Origin of the sequence: Rhodococcus sp. BUPNP1 (assembly GCF_002215235.1) — a bacterium.
GTDB lineage: Bacteria > Actinomycetota > Actinomycetes > Mycobacteriales > Mycobacteriaceae > Rhodococcus.
Genome location: NZ_NERM01000003.1, coordinates 145807 through 163781 on the forward strand (window position 1 = coordinate 145807; position 17975 = coordinate 163781).

The 17975-nt window shown below is 69.5% G+C and carries 19 protein-coding genes; 16 read left to right on the forward strand and 3 right to left on the reverse strand.

The annotated features are described in order from the left end of the window. The first annotated feature begins 1 nt into the window (after position 1). Positions 2 to 955: a sugar phosphate isomerase/epimerase gene (locus B9C99_RS04210; RefSeq protein ID WP_088897064.1), complete on the forward strand. Its 954-nt coding sequence runs from the start codon at positions 2 to 4 to the stop codon at positions 953 to 955. Here the strand turns inward: B9C99_RS04210 and B9C99_RS04215 are convergent. Next, entirely contained in the window at positions 914 to 1330 is a 417-nt protein-coding gene (locus B9C99_RS04215) for a hypothetical protein (protein WP_088897065.1), read from the reverse strand. The genes B9C99_RS04210 and B9C99_RS04215 overlap by 42 nt on opposite strands. A 94-nt stretch (positions 1331 to 1424) precedes the next feature. Between B9C99_RS04215 and B9C99_RS04220 the strand changes: the two genes are divergently transcribed. The 7 genes from B9C99_RS04220 (at position 1425) to B9C99_RS04250 (ending at position 6978) form a co-directional block, all read left to right on the forward strand. Further along, positions 1425 to 2090 (forward strand): MerR family transcriptional regulator, encoded by a 666-nt coding sequence (locus B9C99_RS04220; protein ID WP_088897066.1) that lies wholly within the window; start codon positions 1425 to 1427, stop codon positions 2088 to 2090. Next, positions 2087 to 2944, forward strand: a complete 858-nt coding sequence (locus tag B9C99_RS04225; protein WP_088897067.1) for a thioesterase family protein — start codon at positions 2087 to 2089, stop codon at positions 2942 to 2944. The genes B9C99_RS04220 and B9C99_RS04225 overlap by 4 nt, the downstream gene beginning before the upstream one ends. A 77-nt stretch (positions 2945 to 3021) precedes the next feature. Beyond that, positions 3022 to 3882 carry a pyrroline-5-carboxylate reductase gene (proC, locus tag B9C99_RS04230; RefSeq protein WP_088897068.1) on the forward strand — a complete coding sequence of 287 codons (861 nt, stop codon included), beginning with the start codon at positions 3022 to 3024 and terminating at the stop codon, positions 3880 to 3882. A 260-nt stretch (positions 3883 to 4142) separates the two neighbouring features. Continuing rightward, complete coding sequence (locus tag B9C99_RS04235; protein ID WP_006552345.1) at positions 4143 to 4379, forward strand: helix-turn-helix domain-containing protein; 237 nt, start codon at positions 4143 to 4145, stop codon at positions 4377 to 4379. 261 nt (positions 4380 to 4640) lie between these two features. Next, positions 4641 to 4742, forward strand: a complete 102-nt coding sequence (locus B9C99_RS04240; protein ID WP_003402602.1) for an AURKAIP1/COX24 domain-containing protein — start codon at positions 4641 to 4643, stop codon at positions 4740 to 4742. Positions 4743 to 4966: 224 nt separating this feature from the next. Continuing rightward, positions 4967 to 5998, forward strand: a complete 1032-nt coding sequence (locus tag B9C99_RS04245; RefSeq protein WP_088897069.1) for an NAD-dependent epimerase/dehydratase family protein — start codon at positions 4967 to 4969, stop codon at positions 5996 to 5998. Then, positions 5995 to 6978: a lysophospholipid acyltransferase family protein gene (locus B9C99_RS04250; RefSeq protein WP_016693736.1), complete on the forward strand. Its 984-nt coding sequence runs from the start codon at positions 5995 to 5997 to the stop codon at positions 6976 to 6978. Before B9C99_RS04245 ends, B9C99_RS04250 begins: the two co-directional genes overlap by 4 nt. Before the next feature lie 66 nt (positions 6979 to 7044). On the opposite strand, the gene B9C99_RS04255 is transcribed toward B9C99_RS04250, so the two are convergent. Then, positions 7045 to 8001: an HAD family phosphatase gene (locus tag B9C99_RS04255; protein ID WP_016693737.1), complete on the reverse strand. Its 957-nt coding sequence runs from the start codon at positions 7999 to 8001 to the stop codon at positions 7045 to 7047. A gap of 241 nt (positions 8002 to 8242) precedes the next feature. Here B9C99_RS04255 and B9C99_RS04260 point away from each other — a divergent pair, with 241 nt between their 5' ends. From B9C99_RS04260 to B9C99_RS04295, 8 genes are all read left to right on the forward strand, one after another. Then, positions 8243 to 8533, forward strand: coding sequence for a glutaredoxin family protein (locus tag B9C99_RS04260; RefSeq protein WP_006552340.1), 291 nt, complete (start codon positions 8243 to 8245; stop codon positions 8531 to 8533). Between the two features lie 159 nt (positions 8534 to 8692). Beyond that, positions 8693 to 9562, forward strand: a complete 870-nt coding sequence (locus tag B9C99_RS04265) for a redox-sensing transcriptional repressor Rex (protein ID WP_026061479.1) — start codon at positions 8693 to 8695, stop codon at positions 9560 to 9562. Next, positions 9559 to 10980 (forward strand): glutamyl-tRNA reductase, encoded by a 1422-nt coding sequence (locus tag B9C99_RS04270; protein ID WP_026061480.1) that lies wholly within the window; start codon positions 9559 to 9561, stop codon positions 10978 to 10980. Before B9C99_RS04265 ends, B9C99_RS04270 begins: the two co-directional genes overlap by 4 nt. Beyond that, complete coding sequence (hemC, locus tag B9C99_RS04275) at positions 10977 to 11987, forward strand: hydroxymethylbilane synthase (RefSeq protein WP_016693741.1); 1011 nt, start codon at positions 10977 to 10979, stop codon at positions 11985 to 11987. Before B9C99_RS04270 ends, hemC begins: the two co-directional genes overlap by 4 nt. A gap of 63 nt (positions 11988 to 12050) precedes the next feature. Beyond that, the gene (locus B9C99_RS04280; RefSeq protein WP_016693742.1) at positions 12051 to 13616 is read left to right on the forward strand and encodes a bifunctional uroporphyrinogen-III C-methyltransferase/uroporphyrinogen-III synthase; all 1566 of its coding nucleotides are present in this window, start codon (positions 12051 to 12053) and stop codon (positions 13614 to 13616) included. Positions 13617 to 13702: 86 nt separating this feature from the next. Next, a complete protein-coding gene (gene hemB, locus B9C99_RS04285) occupies positions 13703 to 14680 on the forward strand; it encodes a porphobilinogen synthase (protein ID WP_088897070.1) in 978 nt (325 codons plus the stop codon). Beyond that, positions 14677 to 15210 (forward strand): hypothetical protein, encoded by a 534-nt coding sequence (locus tag B9C99_RS04290; RefSeq protein WP_232622175.1) that lies wholly within the window; start codon positions 14677 to 14679, stop codon positions 15208 to 15210. The genes hemB and B9C99_RS04290 overlap by 4 nt, the downstream gene beginning before the upstream one ends. A 236-nt stretch (positions 15211 to 15446) precedes the next feature. Next, positions 15447 to 15935: a hypothetical protein gene (locus B9C99_RS04295; protein WP_088897071.1), complete on the forward strand. Its 489-nt coding sequence runs from the start codon at positions 15447 to 15449 to the stop codon at positions 15933 to 15935. Here the strand turns inward: B9C99_RS04295 and B9C99_RS04300 are convergent. After that, positions 15917 to 17863 carry an acyl-CoA dehydrogenase gene (locus tag B9C99_RS04300; RefSeq protein ID WP_088897072.1) on the reverse strand — a complete coding sequence of 649 codons (1947 nt, stop codon included), beginning with the start codon at positions 17861 to 17863 and terminating at the stop codon, positions 15917 to 15919. The genes B9C99_RS04295 and B9C99_RS04300 overlap by 19 nt on opposite strands. Positions 17864 to 17975: the final 112 nt, after the last annotated feature.

Sequence of the window (17975 nt, forward strand, 5' to 3'; positions counted from 1 at the left end):
GATGCCGACCGCGCAGGGAATCCGGGTAGGGCTGTCCACCGCTTCGGTCTATCCGGAGAACACCGAAGCGGCGTTCCGCTTCGCGGCCGATCTCGGTTTCGACGGGGTCGAACTGATGGTGTGGGCCGAACCGGTGAGCCAGGACCCCACCTCGGTGGAGCGTCTGGTCCGCGAGTACGGCGTGCCGGTGCTCGCCGTGCATGTGCCGTGCCTGCTGATCTCGCAGCGCGTGTGGGGATCCGATCCCGCCGCCAAGCTCGACCGTTCGGTGCGTGTCGCCGAGATCCTCGGTGCGGAGACCGTCGTGGTCCATCCGCCCTTCCGGTGGCAGCGTCGCTATGCGGAGGGATTCTCCGACCAGGTCGCAGCACTCGAGGCGGACAGCCACGTGGTGGTCGCGGTCGAGAACATGTACCCGATGAGGGCCGACGTCGTCTTCGGCGGTCGTGATCGCGGCGCCGAACGTCTGCGCCGGCGCGGACCCGGCCGCGCGGTCTCGGCCTACAGCCCGTCGCTCGACCCCACCGACACCGGTTTCGCGCACTACACGCTCGACCTGTCGCACACCGCGACCGCCGGGGCCGACGCCCTCGCGCTCGCGGATCGGATGGGGGAGGGGCTCGCTCACCTCCATCTCGCCGACGGCCGGGGCTCCTCGCTCGACGAACATCTCGTCCCGGGAACGGGCACGCAACCCTGTGCGGACGTGTGCCGCCGGCTCGCCGCGAGCGACTTCGGCGGTCACGTGGTCCTGGAGATCAGCACCCAGAGCGCACGGACGCGTGCCGAGCGCGCCGGGATGCTGGCGCGTTCGCTGGCCTTCGCGCGCACGCACCTGGATCGCTCGGCGACGCGTGCGATCACCGCCGGCCCCGAGAGTCCCCGGCACACGGACATTGCGCGCGTCCCCGCCTCAGAGGGCCGCGATTCCGGCGGCGAGCACGGCGACGCCTGAGATCAGCACGCCCGCGGTGAGGGAGACGGCGCCGAGTCGGACCGCCGCGAACATCGGGCCTGGCCGGACCGGATCGGGCCCGAGCACCGACAGGAAGAAGCCTGCCGGGATCAGGATCGCGGCGACGAGCACGGCGATGGCGCCGGCCGCCGACCAACCGGGTGATGCGCCCACGACGTGCGTGAGGACGGCGATGAGCAGCCCGAGCGTGACGAGTACTCCCGCGTGGGCGTGACCGGCACGGAAGAACGTCTTCTGCAGGTCGTTGGTGGGTACGCCGCCCGCGGCGACGCGCAGCAGGAAGGTGCCTCCGAAGGCGATGCCTGCGACGGTGAGCACGGTGCTCCCGAGAACGATGGTCACGAGCGGATGCATGAGGGCCTCCTCGGCCGGGACTCCATCACTGGATAGTTTCACTATCCAATACTGGATAGTTGTAGTATCCGGTGTCAAGGGATGGAGGTGATCTGTGCGTATCTCGGAACTCGCCGAGCGCTGCGGCGTACCGCTGCCGACGGTGAAGTACTACCTGCGTGAAGGGCTGCTCATGCCGGGCGTGGCGACGAGCGTCACCTCGGCGACCTACGACGACCGGCACGTCCGCCGTTTGGGTCTGGTCCGCGCTCTCGCCGCGCAGGGTCTGCCCCTCGAGAAGATCAAGACCGTCGTGGACCTCGTCGACAACCCGCGCGACGACCTGTTCGTCGAACTCGGCCACGCCATCGCCGCGCTGCCGCCCTACGTCGAGGACTCGGTCGGCCCCGACTACCCCCGCGCCCGCCGCGTGCTCGAACACCTCGGCCAGATCTACGACCCGCGGTTCGCGGGCGTGGCCCAACTCGAACACGCGCTCGCGGCCCTCGAGGCCGCCGGCCTGCGGATGGACGACCGCCGGATCGACGCCTACGGCCGTCACGTCCGCGCCATCGCCGAAGTCGATCTCGAGTTGCTGCCGACGCACTCCCGGGAGGCCACCGTGGAAGCGGCCGTGCTCGGGACGGCCCTGTACGAACCGGTCCTCACGGCCCTGCGCCGACTGGCCCACCAACATCTCGCCGCCCGCATGTTCGGGTCCGGTGAACTCCCCACGACCGGCGCCGATCAGGCCCCGAACGACGACCAGGAGCAGCAGTGACCCTCACCGACCGGCCCTTCCTCGACCTGACCTCGGTCACCCGGGTGCCGGGGGACCACCCCGACGGCACCTCTGCCTGGCAGGCGCACATCGATCCGGTGTGGACCATCGGACCCAAGGTGCACGGCGGATGCATGCTCGCGGTGTGCGCGTCCGCGGCGCGCAGGTCGGTGCTCGACGCCGGCGTCGACCCGCTCACCCAGCCCCTCGCCGTCAGCGCCTCGTTCGTCGCCGCGCCCGATCCCGGCGACGTCGGGCTCACCACCGTGCTGCGCAAACAGGGCAAGCAGATCGGTCTCGTGGACGTCGAACTGTCCCAGGCCGGACGCGTGGCGGTGCGGGCGAGCGTCACCCTCGGCACGCCGGACTCCGAGGAGCCCTTCCACACCGTGCCGCACCGCGCGACCACCATGCCCGCCGACCCGCCGGCCGAGTCGGTGCTCGTCACCCCCGAGCACCCCATGGGGCAGATCGTGAAGTTCGCCGCCACCTCCCGCCTCCGGATCGACTCCGCCACCGCGCGTTTCCTCGACGGGCAGCAGGGCGAACCGCTCGTGTCGATGTGGACGCGGCCGTCGCCGGGCGACGAGGCCGATGTCGACACCTCGGTGCTGTTCGCGCTCATGTGCGGCGACGTGTCGGCTCCCGTCGCGATGAACCTCGGCCGTTTCGGCTGGGCGCCGACGGTGCAACTCACCGCATATCTGCGGCGGGTGCCGGCTCCGGGATGGCTGCGCGTCATCGCCGAGAGCAGCGTCCTCGGCAACACCTGGTTCGAAGAGGACCACACCGTCGTCGACTCGACCGGCCAGGTGGTCGTGCAGTCGCGTCAGCTGGCCATGATGCCGCGCTGATCCGCCCGACAGCGGCCCGTCCCGACGGGCGGCGACCGTGGTGTAGGCCGCACGGGTGGTCGTGGCAGGCTGTCCCCATGACGAGAATCGCAGTGATCGGTGGCGGCAGGATCGGCGAGGCGCTGGTCTCGGGTCTGCTGAAGAACGGCTTCGCGACCAAGGACCTCGTGGTCGCCGAGAAGTTCGAGGAACGGCGCGAGGAACTGTCGCGGACCTACTCGATCCGGGTCACCGACAGCACCGCCGACGCCGCGGAAGGCGCCGATGTGGTGGTCGTGGCCGTCAAGCCCAACGACGTGGACGTCGTCGTCACCGCTCTCGCAGCGGTCGACGCCGGGAACGACGACGAGCAGATCCTGGTGTCGCTGGCCGCAGGCATCCCGACGGTCCGCTACGAGACCAAGCTCCCGGCGGGCTTCCCCGTCGTGCGCGTGATGCCGAACACCCCGATGCTCGTCGGGGAGGGCGCGAGCGTGCTGTCCGCCGGCCGGTACGTCAAGCAGCAGCATCTCGACACGGTCCGCGAGATCCTCGCGAGCGTGGGAACGGTCTCGGTGGTCCCGGAATCGCAGATCGACGCGGTCACCGCGGTCTCCGGATCCGGCCCCGCCTACTTCTTCCTCGTCGCGGAGGCGATGATCGACGCCGGCGTCTCGCTCGGCCTGACGCGGGCCGTGGCCACCGATCTGGTGGTGCAGACGATGATCGGCTCGGCCGCGATGCTCGCGCGTTCGGGGGACAACGCCGCCGATCTGCGCGCCGCGGTCACCTCGCCGGGTGGCACCACGGCGGCTGCCATCCGTGAACTCGAGCGTGGAGGGCTGCGTACGGCCTTCTACGAGGCGCTCGACGCCGCGAAGCGTCGCTCCGCGCAGCTCGGGGCGGCATCGGACCAGCCGTCGCCCGCGGCCCGGGAGGGGCTGTCCGGAACCGCCTGACAGGGCGTCCGCCCGAGGCTCTCGCAGGGCGTCCCTGCGGAACGCTCACAGGCGTCACTGCGGAACGCTCACAGGCGTCACTGCGGAACGCTGACAGACGTCACTGCGGGGCGTAGCGTGGCGACGAACAGCCGCCCGCCGGAAATTCCCCAGCTGCATCGTCGCACAGGAACCATTCGTCACGCTAAGCTCGAATCAGCACGTGCGTGTCTGTTCCGCCGGAGGGGAAGCCGGCGGCGCGGGCGTGCCGGAGGTGTGTAATGGTTTCAGGAAACACGCCGTCGAAGGGTCAACCTCAAGACGGACAGTCGGTTCTCGCCGGTACCCAGTTCCTGACGGTTGCCGAGGTGGCAGCTCTCATGCGGGTGTCGAAGATGACCGTGTACAGGCTGGTGCACAGTGGCGAACTACCCGCAGTGCGCGTGGGACGCTCGTTCCGCGTGCATGCGAAGGCCGTCCACGACTACCTCGAGACGTCGTACTTCGACGTCGGATAGAGGTCGGACAGGGACGGTCGGCGCGTCGTCGGGGGACGACGGTACGACGAACGGATCCGGTGCGCGAGGGAAGTCGCGTTCCGGGGCGGACCTCGGTTTCACGCCGGGTGGGCCGCCCCGGTAGGATTGCTTGTCGTCGTACCGGCCAGCCGGTGTCGTGAGGCGCTGTTACTCGTCGCCACGAGGCCCAGCGTCGACATACATCAGGCGTACGTCACCGGCGTGCGCAGGAACGCTACAAGGAACGTGAGGGATGCCCACATGGGATCTGTGATCAAGAAGCGCCGTAAGCGCATGTCGAAGAAGAAGCACCGCAAGCTGCTCCGCCGCACCCGAGTGCAGCGTCGTAAACTCGGCAAGTAAGCCCTGCGCCTGTCCGATGCCCGTCACCTCCATGGTGACGGGCATCGTTCGTCTGTGCATCCCGGTACCCGGAAGTTCACCCGCGAGTCGTGCGATGGCAGCGAAGTGGCCGTATTGTGGGACGGCATACCGCGTCGGGGCGAATGTGACCGATGACGCGTGTGGTGCAGCAGGGGGTTTCACGAGTGGTTTCGCAGGGGCACGAAGTGGCACGTCCACGAGTCGTGCTGGTCACCGGAGCAAGTCGGTTCCTGGGTGGTTTCCTCGTCACCAGGCTCGCTCAGAATCCGGACATCGAGCGGGTGATCGGCGTCGACACCCAGTCGCCGTCGAAGGACATGCTCCGGCGCATGGGGCGGGCCGAGTTCGTGCTCGCCGACATCCGCAACCCTCTCATCGGCAAGATCATCCGCAACATGGACGTCGACACCGTCGTCCACGCGTCCGCCGTCACGAAGGCCCCCAAGTCGGGGAGCCGCACGGCGATGAAGGACATGAACGTCCTCGGCGCGATGCAGCTGTTCGCGGTGTGCCAGAAGGCACCCTCGGTGCGCAGGATCGTGCTGCGCTCGTCGTCCGTCGTCTACGGCTCGAGTGCCAAGGATCCCGCGAAGTTCACCGAGGAGATGAGCGCCCGCCGCCGGCCCACGGGCGCCTTCGCCCGCGACATGATGGAGGTCGAGGGCTACCTGCGTGGCGTCGCCCGCCGGCGCAGTGACATCGCGACCACCATCCTCCGGCTCGCACCCACCGTCGGGAACCGGCTGCCCGGCTCGGTGTCGAGCTATCTCACCTCCCCGCTCGTCCCCAACGTGCTCGGCCGCGACGCGCGATTGCAGCTGCTGCACGAGGAGGACGCGCTCGGCGCGCTCGAACACGCGGTCGTCGCCGGACCACCCGGGACGTACAACATCGCCGGTGAGGGCATCGTCATGATGACCCAGGCCGTGCGCCGGGCCGGGGGCGTCACCGTGCCGATGCCCTACGCGCTGTTCCGCACGGCCGGGCACGCACTCATGGGTTCCGTGATGAACTCCTTCACCAAGGAAGAACTCGACTATTTCCATTTCGGATGCGGACTCGACACCACGCGCATGCGCAACGAGTTCGGATTCGAACCACGCTGGACCACGAGAGAAGCGCTCGACGATTTCGCCCGGGGCCTCGCCCTCACCCGCATCGTGAAGACCGAATGGGTGGACAAGGCCGAGTCGATGGCGCTCTCCGTGCTCGGAGAGACGAGGGAGACGCGATGACGGAGGTCGCGAAGGTCATCCCGTTGCACGCCGGCAACCGCCGTCCCGGCGAACGGGTCACACGCACACCCCATCCGTCGATGGGGCCACCGCCCACCCCCGAACAGGTGAGCCGCACCGACCGGTTCCTCGACGACCTGCGCGGCACCCTCGCACAACAGGTCACCGCCACCGCCGAGTTCGTCCGTCGCCGGATGACCGGCGACTACGAGGTCGACGACTTCGGCTTCGACCCGCACTTCACCGAGAACGTCGTCCTGCCGGTCCTGCGACCCCTGTTCGACAAGTGGTTCCGCGTCGAGGTCCGAGGCGTCGAGAACATCCCCGCCGAAGGCAGCGCACTCGTCGTCGCCAACCACGCCGGCACGCTCCCCGTCGACGCACTGATGACCTCCGTCGCCGTGCACGATCACGCGGATCGTCACCTGCGGATGCTCGCCGCCGACCTCGCCTTCGGTATGCCCGTCGTCGGAACGGTGACGCGCAAGGCCGGCCACACCCTCGCGTGCCATCCCGACGCCGAACGGCTCCTCCGGCAGGACCAGGTGGTCGCGGTCTTCCCCGAGGGCTACAAGGGACTCGGCAAGCCGTTCAAGGAGCGCTACAAACTGCAACGGTTCGGCCGCGGCGGTTTCGTGTCGGCCGCCCTGCGCACCCAGGCGCCCATCGTGCCGTGCTCGATCGTCGGCTCCGAGGAGATCTACCCGAACATCGCCGACCTCACCTCGCTCGCGCGCCTGCTCGGCCTGCCCTACTTCCCGATCACCCCGCTGTTCCCGGCGCTCGGCCCGCTCGGAATCGTGCCGCTGCCGTCGAAGTGGTACATCGAGTTCGGCACACCGATCGTCACCGACGTGTACGACGACGCCGCGGCGGAGGATCCGATGGTCCTGTTCGAGGTCACCGACCACGTGCGCGAGACGATCCAGCAGACCCTCTACAAGCTGCTCACGCGCCGGCGGAACGTCTTCCTCGGCTGAGAAAGACGGAAATCAGGCCGCTCGGTCGCGGCTGTACTGTCAGGCCGCTCGGTCGCGGCTGTACTGTCAGGCCGCTCGGTCGCGGCGGCGGCCCACGAGGACCGCGACCGCACCACCCGCGGCACCGAGGCCGAGCGCCGTCGGAACCCCGACCTTCGCGGCCTTGCGCGCCGTCCGGAAGTCGCGGATCTCCCACCCACGTGTGCGAGCGACCTGCCGCAGGTCCGGATCGGGATTGATCGCGACGGCCGTGCCGACCACCGAGAGCATCGGCACGTCGTTGTGGCTGTCCGAATAGGCCGTGCAGCGCTTGAGATTCAGACCCTCACGGATCGCGAGGGCCCGCACCGCGTGCGCCTTGCCGAGACCGTGCAGGATGTCGCCGACGAGGCGGCCCGTGAAGACGCCGTCCTCCGACTCGGCGACGGTGCCGAGCGCACCGGTCAGGCCGAGGCGTTCGGCGATGACGTCGGCCAGTTCGACCGGCGTCGCGGTCACGAGCCACACCTGCTGGCCCGCGTCGAGGTGCATCTGCGCGAGCGCGCGGGTGCCCGGCCAGATCTTGTCGGCGATGATGTCGTCGTAGATCTCCTCGCCGAGCCGGCGCAGTTCCTCGGTGGAGCGGCCCTGCACGAACGACAGAGCCTTGTCGCGACCGGACGCGACGTCGTTCATGTTCTCCTTGCCCGTCAGGCGGAACTTGACCTGCTGCCAGGCGAACTCGAACAGGTCGGACTTGTCGAAGTAGTCCCGGGCGACGAGGCCACGGGCGAAGTGGATGATCGACGCGCCCTGCACCATCGTGTTGTCGACGTCGAAGAACGCCGCCGCGGTCAGATCGCGCGGGACGGGAGTGGTGTCGGGGGAGGGCTCGGGCTCGACACGGGATTCCTGCAACGCGAGGGCGGCATCGGCGCTCGCCTCACCTGCGAGATTGGCGCGGACCTCTTCCTCGCTGGGCCCGAACTTGCGAGAGAAGAGCCGACGTCCGGGACGGATGATGCGCGCCCACGTCTCACCCATGCCCCATCCGTAGGGAAACGAACGTCCTGGCACTCGCACCTCCGGTGTCGTAACGGGCGGGGCTGTCGAAACGGGCGGGCCCCGTGTGACCCCTGTGCTCCGGGCGCCGCGCACACGGCGCCCGCATACACGGGTGACCCGCGCCAAGCCTAGCGCGCGATACGGCCCGTCACCGGGAGGCCGTCGCCCCCGTGACCGGGTGTGACGTTCATCTCGACAGGTCGTGCCGCACAGTGGAGGCATGAGTGAGCAATCGTCATCGGCAACGAGCGGCTCCGCGAGCCGTCATCACCTGACCCTTCTGGTGCGCGCCGGGTGCGGTGCGTGCGGTCCGGCGCGCGAGCAGCTCGAGGCGCTCGCGGAGGAGCTCGGCGTCGAGGTCACCTGCATCGACGTGGATGTCGCTGCCGCAACCGATCCCGATCTGCGGGCCGAATTCGGGGACCGTCTGCCCGTCGTTCTCCTCGACGGACGCGAGCACAGCTACTGGGAGGTGGACGAGCCGCGACTGCGCGCAGATCTCGCCCGCTGAGTCGGCAGGTCCTTGTCGTACAGCAGGTGGGAAGCACATTCGGGGTGCTTCGAGCAACTTTGTGCATGGCTTCACAAGCGGTTACCGTGGTGTGAACGAATTCCCGGATCACCGTGAGGCCAGGCGTGTATCCACCGGCCGGACGAGGAGCCACGTACCGTGACGCAGTTGCACCCACCGCAGGGCGAGGACGCTCGCGGCACCGCCGAGTCCGGCGAGGGTGCCACTCCCACCCCTCCGGTCCGCGATATCCCACAGGCTACTGTGACGCGTCTCGCCACTTACCTCCGGGTCCTCGGTGCGTTCGCCGAAGCGGGCACCCTCATCGTCTCCAGTGAGGAACTCGCGGCCGCGGCCGGCGTCGGTTCGGCCAAACTGCGCAAGGATCTGTCCTTCCTCGGACCCAACGGAGTGCGCGGCGTCGGCTACGACGTCCTGCGCCTCCAGTCCCGCATCGAAGCAGCTCTCGGACTCGACCGGGGCCATCGTGTCGTGCTCGTCGGAGTGGGCAGCCTCGGCCGCGCCCTCGCCCGGTATCCGGGCTTCGACCGCCGCGGATTCACGATGGCCGGACTCTTCGATTCCGATCCCGACGTGGTGGGCACACGTGTGGGCGATCTCGTCGTGCGTCACGTCGACGATCTCGAGAACGGAGCCCGTGAACTCGGCGCGACCATCGGTGTCGTCGCCACCCCCGACGAGGCAGCGCAGCAGGTGTGCGATCGGCTCGTGCTCGCAGGAGTGCGCAGCATCCTGAGCTTCGCTCCCGTCGAACTCGATGTCCCCGACCACGTCGAGATCCGACGCGTCGATCTGTCCGTCGAGATGCAGGTTCTCTCGTTCAACAGCACGCGCAACGGGGAGACCCCCCGCGCCGCGACCGCTGACGTTCGTCCTGCAGCCGGCGACGTACGCCCCGCCGGCATCCCGCGGGTGTCCACCCGGAGCTCTGCACGGCGTACCACAACAGGAAAGGCGGGTCCGATGGGCTCGGCCGCGACCAGAAACGGATCGGTGATCGCACCGTGAGTGTTCTCCTCGTCGGGATATCGCATAGGAGCGCACCGGTCCCGGTGCTCGAGAAGGTGGCGGTCACGGACACCGACCGTCCCAAGCTCACCGACAAGATGCTGGCGTCGGACAAGATCTCCGAAGCGATGATCGTCTCCACCTGCAACCGGGTGGAGATCTACGCGGTGGTCGACGCCTTCCACGGCGCGCTCGCCGCGGTCAGCGAACTGCTCGCCGAGCACTCGGGTCTGCCCGTCACCGAACTGCACAAGCACGCCTACGTCCGGTACAGCGAGGCCGCTGCCGAACACCTCTTCTCCGTCGCCAGCGGGCTCGACTCGATGGTCGTGGGGGAGCAGCAGATCCTCGGCCAGATCCGCACCGCCTACGCCGCCGCCGACGCCCAGCAGGCCGCGGGCCGCACCCTGCACGAACTCGCGCAGCAGGCGCTGCGCGTCGGCAAGCGGGTGCACTCGGAGACCGGCATCGACGCCGCCGGTGCGTCCGTCGTGTCGGTCGCGCTCGAGAAGGCCGCGAACTTCCTCGGAGGCGACCTGAAGGGTCGCACCGCCGCGGTGATCGGCGCCGGCGCCATGGGCGGCCTCGCGGTCGCGCATCTCGTCCGCGCCGAGGTCGGCTCGATCGTCGTCGCCAACCGCACCCGCGACCGTGCCGAGCGACTCGCCGAGACCGCACGGGCCGCCGGTGTCGACGCCGAGGTCGTCGGATTCGACGATCTCGCGACCGCGCTGAGCCGCGCCGACGTCGCCGTCACCTGCACCGGAGCGGTGGGCGCCGTCGTCACCCTCGCCGACGCGCACCGCGCACTCGCGCAGCCCGGCCGCGGCGAACGCCCCCTCGCGATCTGCGATCTCGGTCTGCCCCGCGACGTCGACACCGCCGTGGCCGGTCTGCCGGGCGTGCAGGTCTTCGACATGGAGTCGCTGCAACGCGACCCGTCGGCCGGTGCCGCCGCGACCGACGCGGAGGCCGCCCGCAAGATCGTCGCCGCCGAGCTGTCGCAGTACCTCACCGCGCAGCGACTCGCCGAGGTCACCCCCACCGTGACGGCACTGCGTCAGCGCGCCGCCGAGGTGGTCGAGGGCGAACTGATGCGCCTCGAATCGCGACTGCCCGATCTCGACGACGGCCAGCGCGGCGAGGTCGCCCGCACCGTGCGCCGGGTCGTCGACAAGCTCCTCCACGCCCCGACGGTGCGCGTCAAGCAGCTCGCGTCGACGCCGGGAGGCGACCAGTACGCCGAGGCCCTGCGCGAGCTGTTCGAGCTGCGCCCGGGCTCGGTCGAGGCGGTCGCGACACCCACCAAGGATCTGAGCTCGCTGACCGATCCCACCCTCTCGGGGGATCTGTCCGCCGCGCTGGACCCCGCTGTCACCACCGAACTCCAGGCCTCACGAAAGGACGGCACCGCATGAGCACCGAAGCCGCATCGGTTTCCCGCGACGATGTTGCTCGGCAGGATCGTCCTCTGCGGATCGGTACCCGCGGCAGCGTGCTCGCCACGACCCAGGCCGGTACCGTGCGCGACGCACTCATCGCCGCGGGTCGCCCGGCAGAGCTCGTCGTCATCACCACGAAGGGCGACGTGACGCCCGGCCCGGTGCAGCGCATCGGCGTCGGCGTGTTCACCGCCGAGCTGCGCGAGGCGCTGCTCGCCGGTGAGGTCGACGTCGCCGTGCACTCCTACAAGGACCTGCCGACCTTCCAGGATCCGCGTCTGGTCGTCGCGGCCGTCCCCGAGCGGGAGGATCCGCGTGACGCGCTCGTCGCCCGCGACGGACTCGTCCTCGGCGAGCTGCCGCCCGGCTCGAAGGTCGGTACCTCGGCGCCGCGCCGGCGGGCACAACTCGCCGCGCTCGGCCTGGGACTGCAGATCGAACCGCTGCGCGGCAACATCGACACCCGCATCGGCAAGGTCGACTCCGGCGAACTCGACGCGATCGTCATCGCGCGTGCCGGACTGTCGCGCATCGGACGCCTGGACCGCGTCACCGAGTCCCTCGAACCGGTGCAGATGCTGCCCGCACCGTCGCAGGGTGCACTCGCCGTCGAGTGCCGGTCGGACGATCCCGAGATGATCGAGCTGCTCGCCGGACTCGACCACGCGCCGAGCCGCGCCGCCGTCGTCGCGGAGCGCTCGCTGCTCGCCGAACTCGAAGCCGGATGCACCGCACCGGTGGGGGCGATCGCCGACGTCGTCGAGTCGCTCGACGACGACGGCCGGGTGATCGAGGAACTGTCGGTGCGTGGATGCGCCGCCGCCATGGACGGATCGGATGTGCTGCGAGCGAGCGCGGTGGGGGCGCCGGAGAAGGCCGAGGAACTCGGTCGTCGTGTCGCCCGCGAACTGCTCGAGCTCGGTGCGCGCGAGCTCATGGTCGAGCACGGGGTCGTCCCCGAGACGAGACCTGCCGATGATTGACCCAGCCGTCACCGTCACCCGATTTGCCCTTACCGCTGATTTGACCGCACTGGAGAATGACCGATGAGCCGAGTCCGTAAGCACAACCCCGGGCGCATCCTGTTCGTGGGATCGGGTCCGGGCGATCCTGCGCTGCTCACCGTGCGCGCGCGTGACGTGCTGGCGGGCGCCACGATCGCCTTCACCGACCCCGATGTCGACAAGGGTGTCGTGGCCCTCGTCGGTGTCGATCACGGCACCGACCCGGAGACCGGTGAGCCCGTCGCCGAGGTCCGCCCCGCGCTCGGCGAGCCCGCCGAGGTCGCCAAGACGCTCGTCGCCGAGGCGAAGGCCGGACGCGACGTGGTGCGCCTCGTCGCCGGCGACCCCCTCACCACCGACTCGGTGATCGCCGAGGTCAACGCCGTCGCCCGCACCCAGGTGGTCTTCGAGGTCCTGCCGGGCCTGCCCGCCGGGTCGTCGGTGCCGAGCTACGCCGGCATGGCGCTCGGCTCGTGCCACACCGAGGTCGACGTGCGCGGAGAGGTCGACTGGGCCGCGCTCGCCGCAGCCCCCGGCCCCCTCGTCCTCCACGCGACCTCCGGTCACCTCGCCGAGACCGCCAGCGCGCTGGTCGAGCACGGTCTCGCGCCGCAGACCCCCGCCGCGATCACCGTGCGCGGCACCACCCGCCAGCAGCGCACCGTCGAGGCCACCCTCGCGACCCTGAACGATGCGGGTTCCGAGCTCGTCGGGCCGCTCGTCGTCACCGTCGGCAAGGTCGTCTCGCATCGCAACAAGATGTCGTGGTGGGAGTCGCGCGCGCTGTACGGCTGGACCGTGCTCGTGCCCCGCACCAAGGATCAGGCCGGCGAGATGAGCGAGCGGCTCGTCACGCACGGCGCCATCCCGATGGAGGTGCCGACCATCGCGGTCGAGCCGCCGCGCAGTCCCGCGCAGATGGAACGCGCGGTCAAGGGCCTGGTCGACGGCCGCTACCAGTGGGTGGTCTTCACCTCCACCAATGCGGTGCGTGCGGTGTGGGAGAAGTTCGAGGCGTTCGGTCTCGACGCGCGGGCGTTCTCCGGCGTCAAGATCGCGTGCGTCGGTGAGGCCACCGCCGCGAAGGTGCGCTCGTTCGGCATCATCCCCGAGCTCGTGCCCAGCGGCGAACAGTCCAGCCTCGGCCTGCTCGCCGAGTTCGCCCCGTACGACGACGTCTTCGACCCGGTCAACCGGGTGCTGCTGCCGCGCGCCGACATCGCGACCGAAACCCTCGCCGAGGGCCTGCGCGAGCGCGGCTGGGAGATCGACGACGTCACCGCCTACCGCACCGTGCGTGCCGCTCCGCCGCCGGCCGCGACCCGCGAGATGATCAAGACCGGTGGTTTCGACGCGGTGTGCTTCACGTCGTCGTCGACGGTCCGCAATCTCGTGGGTATCGCCGGCAAGCCGCACGCCCGCACGATCGTCGCGTGCATCGGCCCGAAGACGGCCGAGACGGCGATCGAGTTCGGCCTGCGGGTGGACGTGCAGCCCGAGACCGCGCAGATCGGGCCCCTGGTCGACGCGCTCGCCGAGCACGCGGCCCGGCTCCGCGCCGAGGGCGCGCTGCCCCCGCCGCGGAAGAAGTCCCGCGCCCGCCGCTGATCTCTCGTGATCCGATGATCCGTGCGCGGTTCCGGTAGTCGCCACTACCGGGGCCGCGCACGGCCCGTATGGAAGGTGTTCTCCCCATGTTTCCCGACATCCGTCCCCGCCGGCTGCGCAGCACACCTGCCATCCGACGACTCGTGGCAGAGACCTCCCTCGAACCCCGCCACCTCGTGCTGCCGATGTTCGTGGCCGACGGTCTCGACGAGCCGCGCGAGATCGCGTCGATGCCCGGTGTGTACCAGCACACCGCCGATTCGCTCCGCAAGGCCGCGGCCGAGGCCGTGTCCGTCGGTGTCGGCGGCCTGATGCTCTTCGGCGTGCCGCGCCCCGAGGACAAGGACGCCCGCGGTTCCGCGGCGAGCGATCCCGACGGTGTGCTCAACCGCGCGCTGCGGTCGCTGCGCAGCGAACTCGGCGACTCCACGGTGATCATGGCCGACACCTGCCTCGACGAGTTCACCGATCACGGCCACTGCGGTGTGCTCACCGACACCGGTGTCGTCGACAACGACGCCACCCTGGAGCGCTATACCGAGATGGCCGTCGCGCAGGCCGAGGCCGGAGCGCATCTGCTCGGCCCGAGCGGCATGATGGACGGTCAGATCGGCTTCATCCGGTCGGCGCTCGACGAGGCCGGGCACACCGAGGTCGGTCAGCTCGCCTACTCCGCGAAGTACGCCTCGGCGTTCTACGGTCCCTTCCGCGACGCCGTCGGCTCGTCCCTCGAGGGCGATCGCCGCACCTACCAGCAGGATCCGGCGAACCGTCGCGAGTCGCTGCACGAGGTGGACCTCGACCTCGCCGAGGGCGCCGACATGGTGATGGTCAAGCCGGCGATGTCGTACCTCGACGTGCTGCGCGAGGTCGCCGACCGATCGCCCGTCCCGGTGGCCGCCTACCAGATCTCGGGGGAGTACTCGATGATCACCGCGGCGGCGCAGAAGGGCTGGATCGATCGCGACGCGGCGATCCTCGAATCGCTGGTCGGCATCCGGCGGGCCGGCGCGGACGTCGTCCTCACCTACTGGGCCGCCGAGGTCGCGGGTCGCCTGTCATGAGCTTCCCCGCACCTCCTGTCGGGCCCGGTCCCGCGGCGAATCGTCCCGTTCCCGGAGACGTCACGACGGCCTACCAATTGTGGTGCGGGGTACTCGCTCTCGCCGTAGTGAGTTTGGCGGCAAGTCTCGCCGATCTGCTCGGTCGACGCGACGAACTGCTCGATCTGATGACGACGATGGCCACCGATCAGGCCGTCGAGGGGGTCACGACGGAGCAGCTCGAATCGGCGGTTCCGGTGCTGGTCGCGCTGACCGCCGGCATCGGCCTGGTGATCGTCGGACTGCTGTATCTGGTGGTCAGGCAGCTGTTGAAGGCCAAGAACTGGGCCCGGATGCTGCTCACCCTGCTCGGGGTGTTCATGTCGCTGTCGACCCTGCCCACCGTCTTCGGTGTGGGCGTCGGGGAGGGCGGCGCGGGCTGGATACTCGGTGTGGTGGGCATTCTGCAAGCCGTCGCGACCGTCGGAGCGATCGTGCTGATGCACCGGCGGGATGCCAACCGGTTCTTCCTGCGACTGCCGGAAGAATAGACGTACCACTCGGTTTCGTCGGGCGCGACGGAAGAGTACGGTGGGCTCACCATGTGGGCCGCACGGCCCTTTCCGTCGAGCGAAAAGGACGTCATGCAGGTGGAACCGCGGCCCTATGGGCGCCGTCGCGAACTGGTGTTGATCGCTCTCATCGCCCTCCTCGGCCTGGTGACCACCGTGCTGCTGGTGATCCCCGGCGCGTTCGCCGCTTGACCGACCCGACGACCCCCGACCCGATGGGCACCGACGCGACCGGGCCGCTGTTCCACGAACCCGGGGCGCGATGGCGCACGGTCGCCATCGGTCCGCTGTTCTGCGTCGTGGCCCTGGTCGTCGAACTGCTCACCGGTCCCGTCGTGCACTGGGCGGCACTGCCGATCATCGCGATCGTGCTCGCCGGTTTCTCCTACGTGATGGTCGTGGCGGCCCGTCGGCACGTCAGTGTCGAGCTCACCTCCACGACCCTTCGGCAGGGCACCGAGGAACTACCGGTCGCCGAGATCGAGGCGGTGCTGCCGCCGCCACCGGAGGACCGGCGCGATCCGGAACGCTGGGAGACCGCCCGGAGCCTCGGCGAACTGGCCGACGTGCCGCGCGGCCGCAAGCCCGTCGGACTACGGCTCACCGGAGGGACGTTCGTGCGGGCGTGGGCGAAGGACGCCGACGAGCTGCGAGCACGGCTCGGTGAGCTCGTCGGCGACCCGGGTCAGACCGCGACTTCCTGAGGCGGGACGACCGCTCCCTCACGGTCGAGCATGGCCGAGCCGAGCAGGTAGTCGGGCACACCCAGCCCGTCCACGAGCGTCAGCGCGTGCGGACGCAGGCTGCGGCACCGCTCGTTGATCCCGCGCGTGACGGCCTTGGCACGTTCGACCGACAGCAGGCGGTGCTCCATGAACCACGCCTTGTCCTCGTCGATGATCGTCAGCGCGTAGAGATCGCACAGCTCAGACAGCAGGTCGCCGGCGGTCTCGTCCTTGCAGTCCTCGATCGCGGCGACGAACGCCTCGAGCACGACGCGGTCGATGTGGGCGCGGGCGGCGTGCAGCACGTGGTCCTGCACGAAGTTGAAGGCGTCGAACGGGTTGTCCTCGCGCTTCATCGCGGCCTGCAGGCGCCGGGCCGCGGTGGACAGCAGGTACTGCTCGCGGTCCTCGAACATCGTTACCTGGGTGCCGCGGTTGAAGAGGCTGCCGTCCTCCTCGTTGTCCTGGCGGGTGTCGACGATCGTCTGGATGATCTGCTGCGCCGCGGTGCGCTTCTTGACGATGTCGGAGATGGTGGTCGCGGCGAAGCGCATCCACTCCACCGGGCTCATGCCCTGCACCTCGTCGGCGTAGGCGGTGAGCAGTTCCTTCGCGACCAGCTGGGTCAGGACGTGGTTGTCGCCCTCGAAGGTGGTGAACACGTCGACGTCCGCGCGCAGCGCCGTCAGCCGGTTCTCGGCCATGTAACCGGCACCACCGCACGCCTCGCGGCACTCCTGGATCGCCCGCGACGCGTGCCAGGTGTTGGCGACCTTGAGGCCCGCCGCGCGACCCTCGAGTTCGCGCTGTTCCTGCGCGTCGAGTTCCTGCAGCGACGTCGACTGCAGCCGGTGCATCGTCGTGAGCAGCTCGTTCTGGGCGAAGCCGAGCGCGTACGAGCGGGCGATCAGCGGGAGCAGGCGACGCTGGTGGACGAGATAGTCCATGATCGGCACCTCACCGTCGCGTCCGGGGGCGTCGAACTGGCGGCGCTTCTCGGCGTAGCGGGTGGCGATGCTCAGCGCGACCCGCGCCGCCGCACCCGCCGAGCCGCCGACGGTGATGCGACCGCGGACGAGCGTGCCGAGCATCGTGAAGAACCGCCGGCTCGGGTTGTCGATGTCCGAGACGTAGGTGCCGTCCGGTTCGACGTCGGCGTACTTGTTGAGCAGGTTCTCCCGGGGGATGCGGACCTGGTCGAAGACGATGCGGCCGTTGTCGACACCCGGCAGGCCGCCCTTGTAACCGCAGTCGGAGGTCGTCACGCCCGGCAGGTCGTTGCCGTCCTCGTCGCGGATCGGGACGACGAAACAGTGCACGCCGTGGGTCTCACCCTGCGTGACGAGCTGCGCGAAGACCGACGCGAACCGGGCGTGCTGCGCCGCGCCACCGATGTAGTCCTTGCGGGACGACGGGGTGGGGGAGTGGATCACGAACTCCTGGGTGTCCGGATCGTAGGTCGCCGTGGTCTCGAGCGACTGCACGTCGCTGCCGTGCCCCGTCTCGGTCATCGCGAAGCAACCGAGCACGTCGAGATCGATGAGCCGCTTGACGTATTTCTCGTGGTGCCGCTCGGTGCCGAGGTTCTCGACGGCACCGCCGAACAGTCCCCACTGCACGCCGGCCTTGACCATCAGCGACAGGTCGGACATCGCGAGCATCTCGATGGATGCGACCGCACCGCCCGCGTCGCCCGTGCCGCCGGACTCGACGGAGAAACCTGCCGCGGCGTAGCCGTGCTCGGCGAGGATGCGCATCTGCTCGAGCGTGATGGCGCGGGCCTTGTCGGTCTCGGGGGTGTAGTGCGGCGCGAACTTCTCGTGCGCGAGATCCTTGCGGGCGCGTTCGCGGGCTTCGTGCCACGCACCGTCGAGTGCGATGCGCAGGTGTTCGGCTGTCGTCGGCATGCCTCAGACGATAGGTGCGACACGTCACTCACGGTGTCCCTTTTTCCTGGTAAGGGAGAAAAAACACATGAGGTTTGAGGACCGCTGTTTTTGGCAAATCCCGCGAAACTAC

What these genes read in the sequence shown, in the direction of transcription:
- B9C99_RS04210 (WP_088897064.1), top strand. Translation starts at nt 2, where the DNA reads ATGCCGACCGCGCAGGGAATCCGGGTAGGGCTGTCCACCGCTTCGGTC.
- B9C99_RS04215 (WP_088897065.1), bottom strand. Translation starts at nt 1,330, where the DNA reads ATGCATCCGCTCGTGACCATCGTTCTCGGGAGCACCGTGCTCACCGTC.
- proC (WP_088897068.1), top strand. Translation starts at nt 3,022, where the DNA reads ATGACGAGAATCGCAGTGATCGGTGGCGGCAGGATCGGCGAGGCGCTG.
- B9C99_RS04235 (WP_006552345.1), top strand. Translation starts at nt 4,143, where the DNA reads ATGGTTTCAGGAAACACGCCGTCGAAGGGTCAACCTCAAGACGGACAG.
- B9C99_RS04240 (WP_003402602.1), top strand. Translation starts at nt 4,641, where the DNA reads ATGGGATCTGTGATCAAGAAGCGCCGTAAGCGCATGTCGAAGAAGAAG.
- B9C99_RS04250 (WP_016693736.1), top strand. Translation starts at nt 5,995, where the DNA reads ATGACGGAGGTCGCGAAGGTCATCCCGTTGCACGCCGGCAACCGCCGT.
- B9C99_RS04255 (WP_016693737.1), bottom strand. Translation starts at nt 8,001, where the DNA reads ATGGGTGAGACGTGGGCGCGCATCATCCGTCCCGGACGTCGGCTCTTC.
- B9C99_RS04260 (WP_006552340.1), top strand. Translation starts at nt 8,243, where the DNA reads ATGAGTGAGCAATCGTCATCGGCAACGAGCGGCTCCGCGAGCCGTCAT.
- hemC (WP_016693741.1), top strand. Translation starts at nt 10,977, where the DNA reads ATGAGCACCGAAGCCGCATCGGTTTCCCGCGACGATGTTGCTCGGCAG.
- B9C99_RS04280 (WP_016693742.1), top strand. Translation starts at nt 12,051, where the DNA reads ATGAGCCGAGTCCGTAAGCACAACCCCGGGCGCATCCTGTTCGTGGGA.
- hemB (WP_088897070.1), top strand. Translation starts at nt 13,703, where the DNA reads ATGTTTCCCGACATCCGTCCCCGCCGGCTGCGCAGCACACCTGCCATC.
- B9C99_RS04290 (WP_232622175.1), top strand. Translation starts at nt 14,677, where the DNA reads ATGAGCTTCCCCGCACCTCCTGTCGGGCCCGGTCCCGCGGCGAATCGT.
- B9C99_RS04295 (WP_088897071.1), top strand. Translation starts at nt 15,447, where the DNA reads ATGGGCACCGACGCGACCGGGCCGCTGTTCCACGAACCCGGGGCGCGA.
- B9C99_RS04300 (WP_088897072.1), bottom strand. Translation starts at nt 17,863, where the DNA reads ATGCCGACGACAGCCGAACACCTGCGCATCGCACTCGACGGTGCGTGG.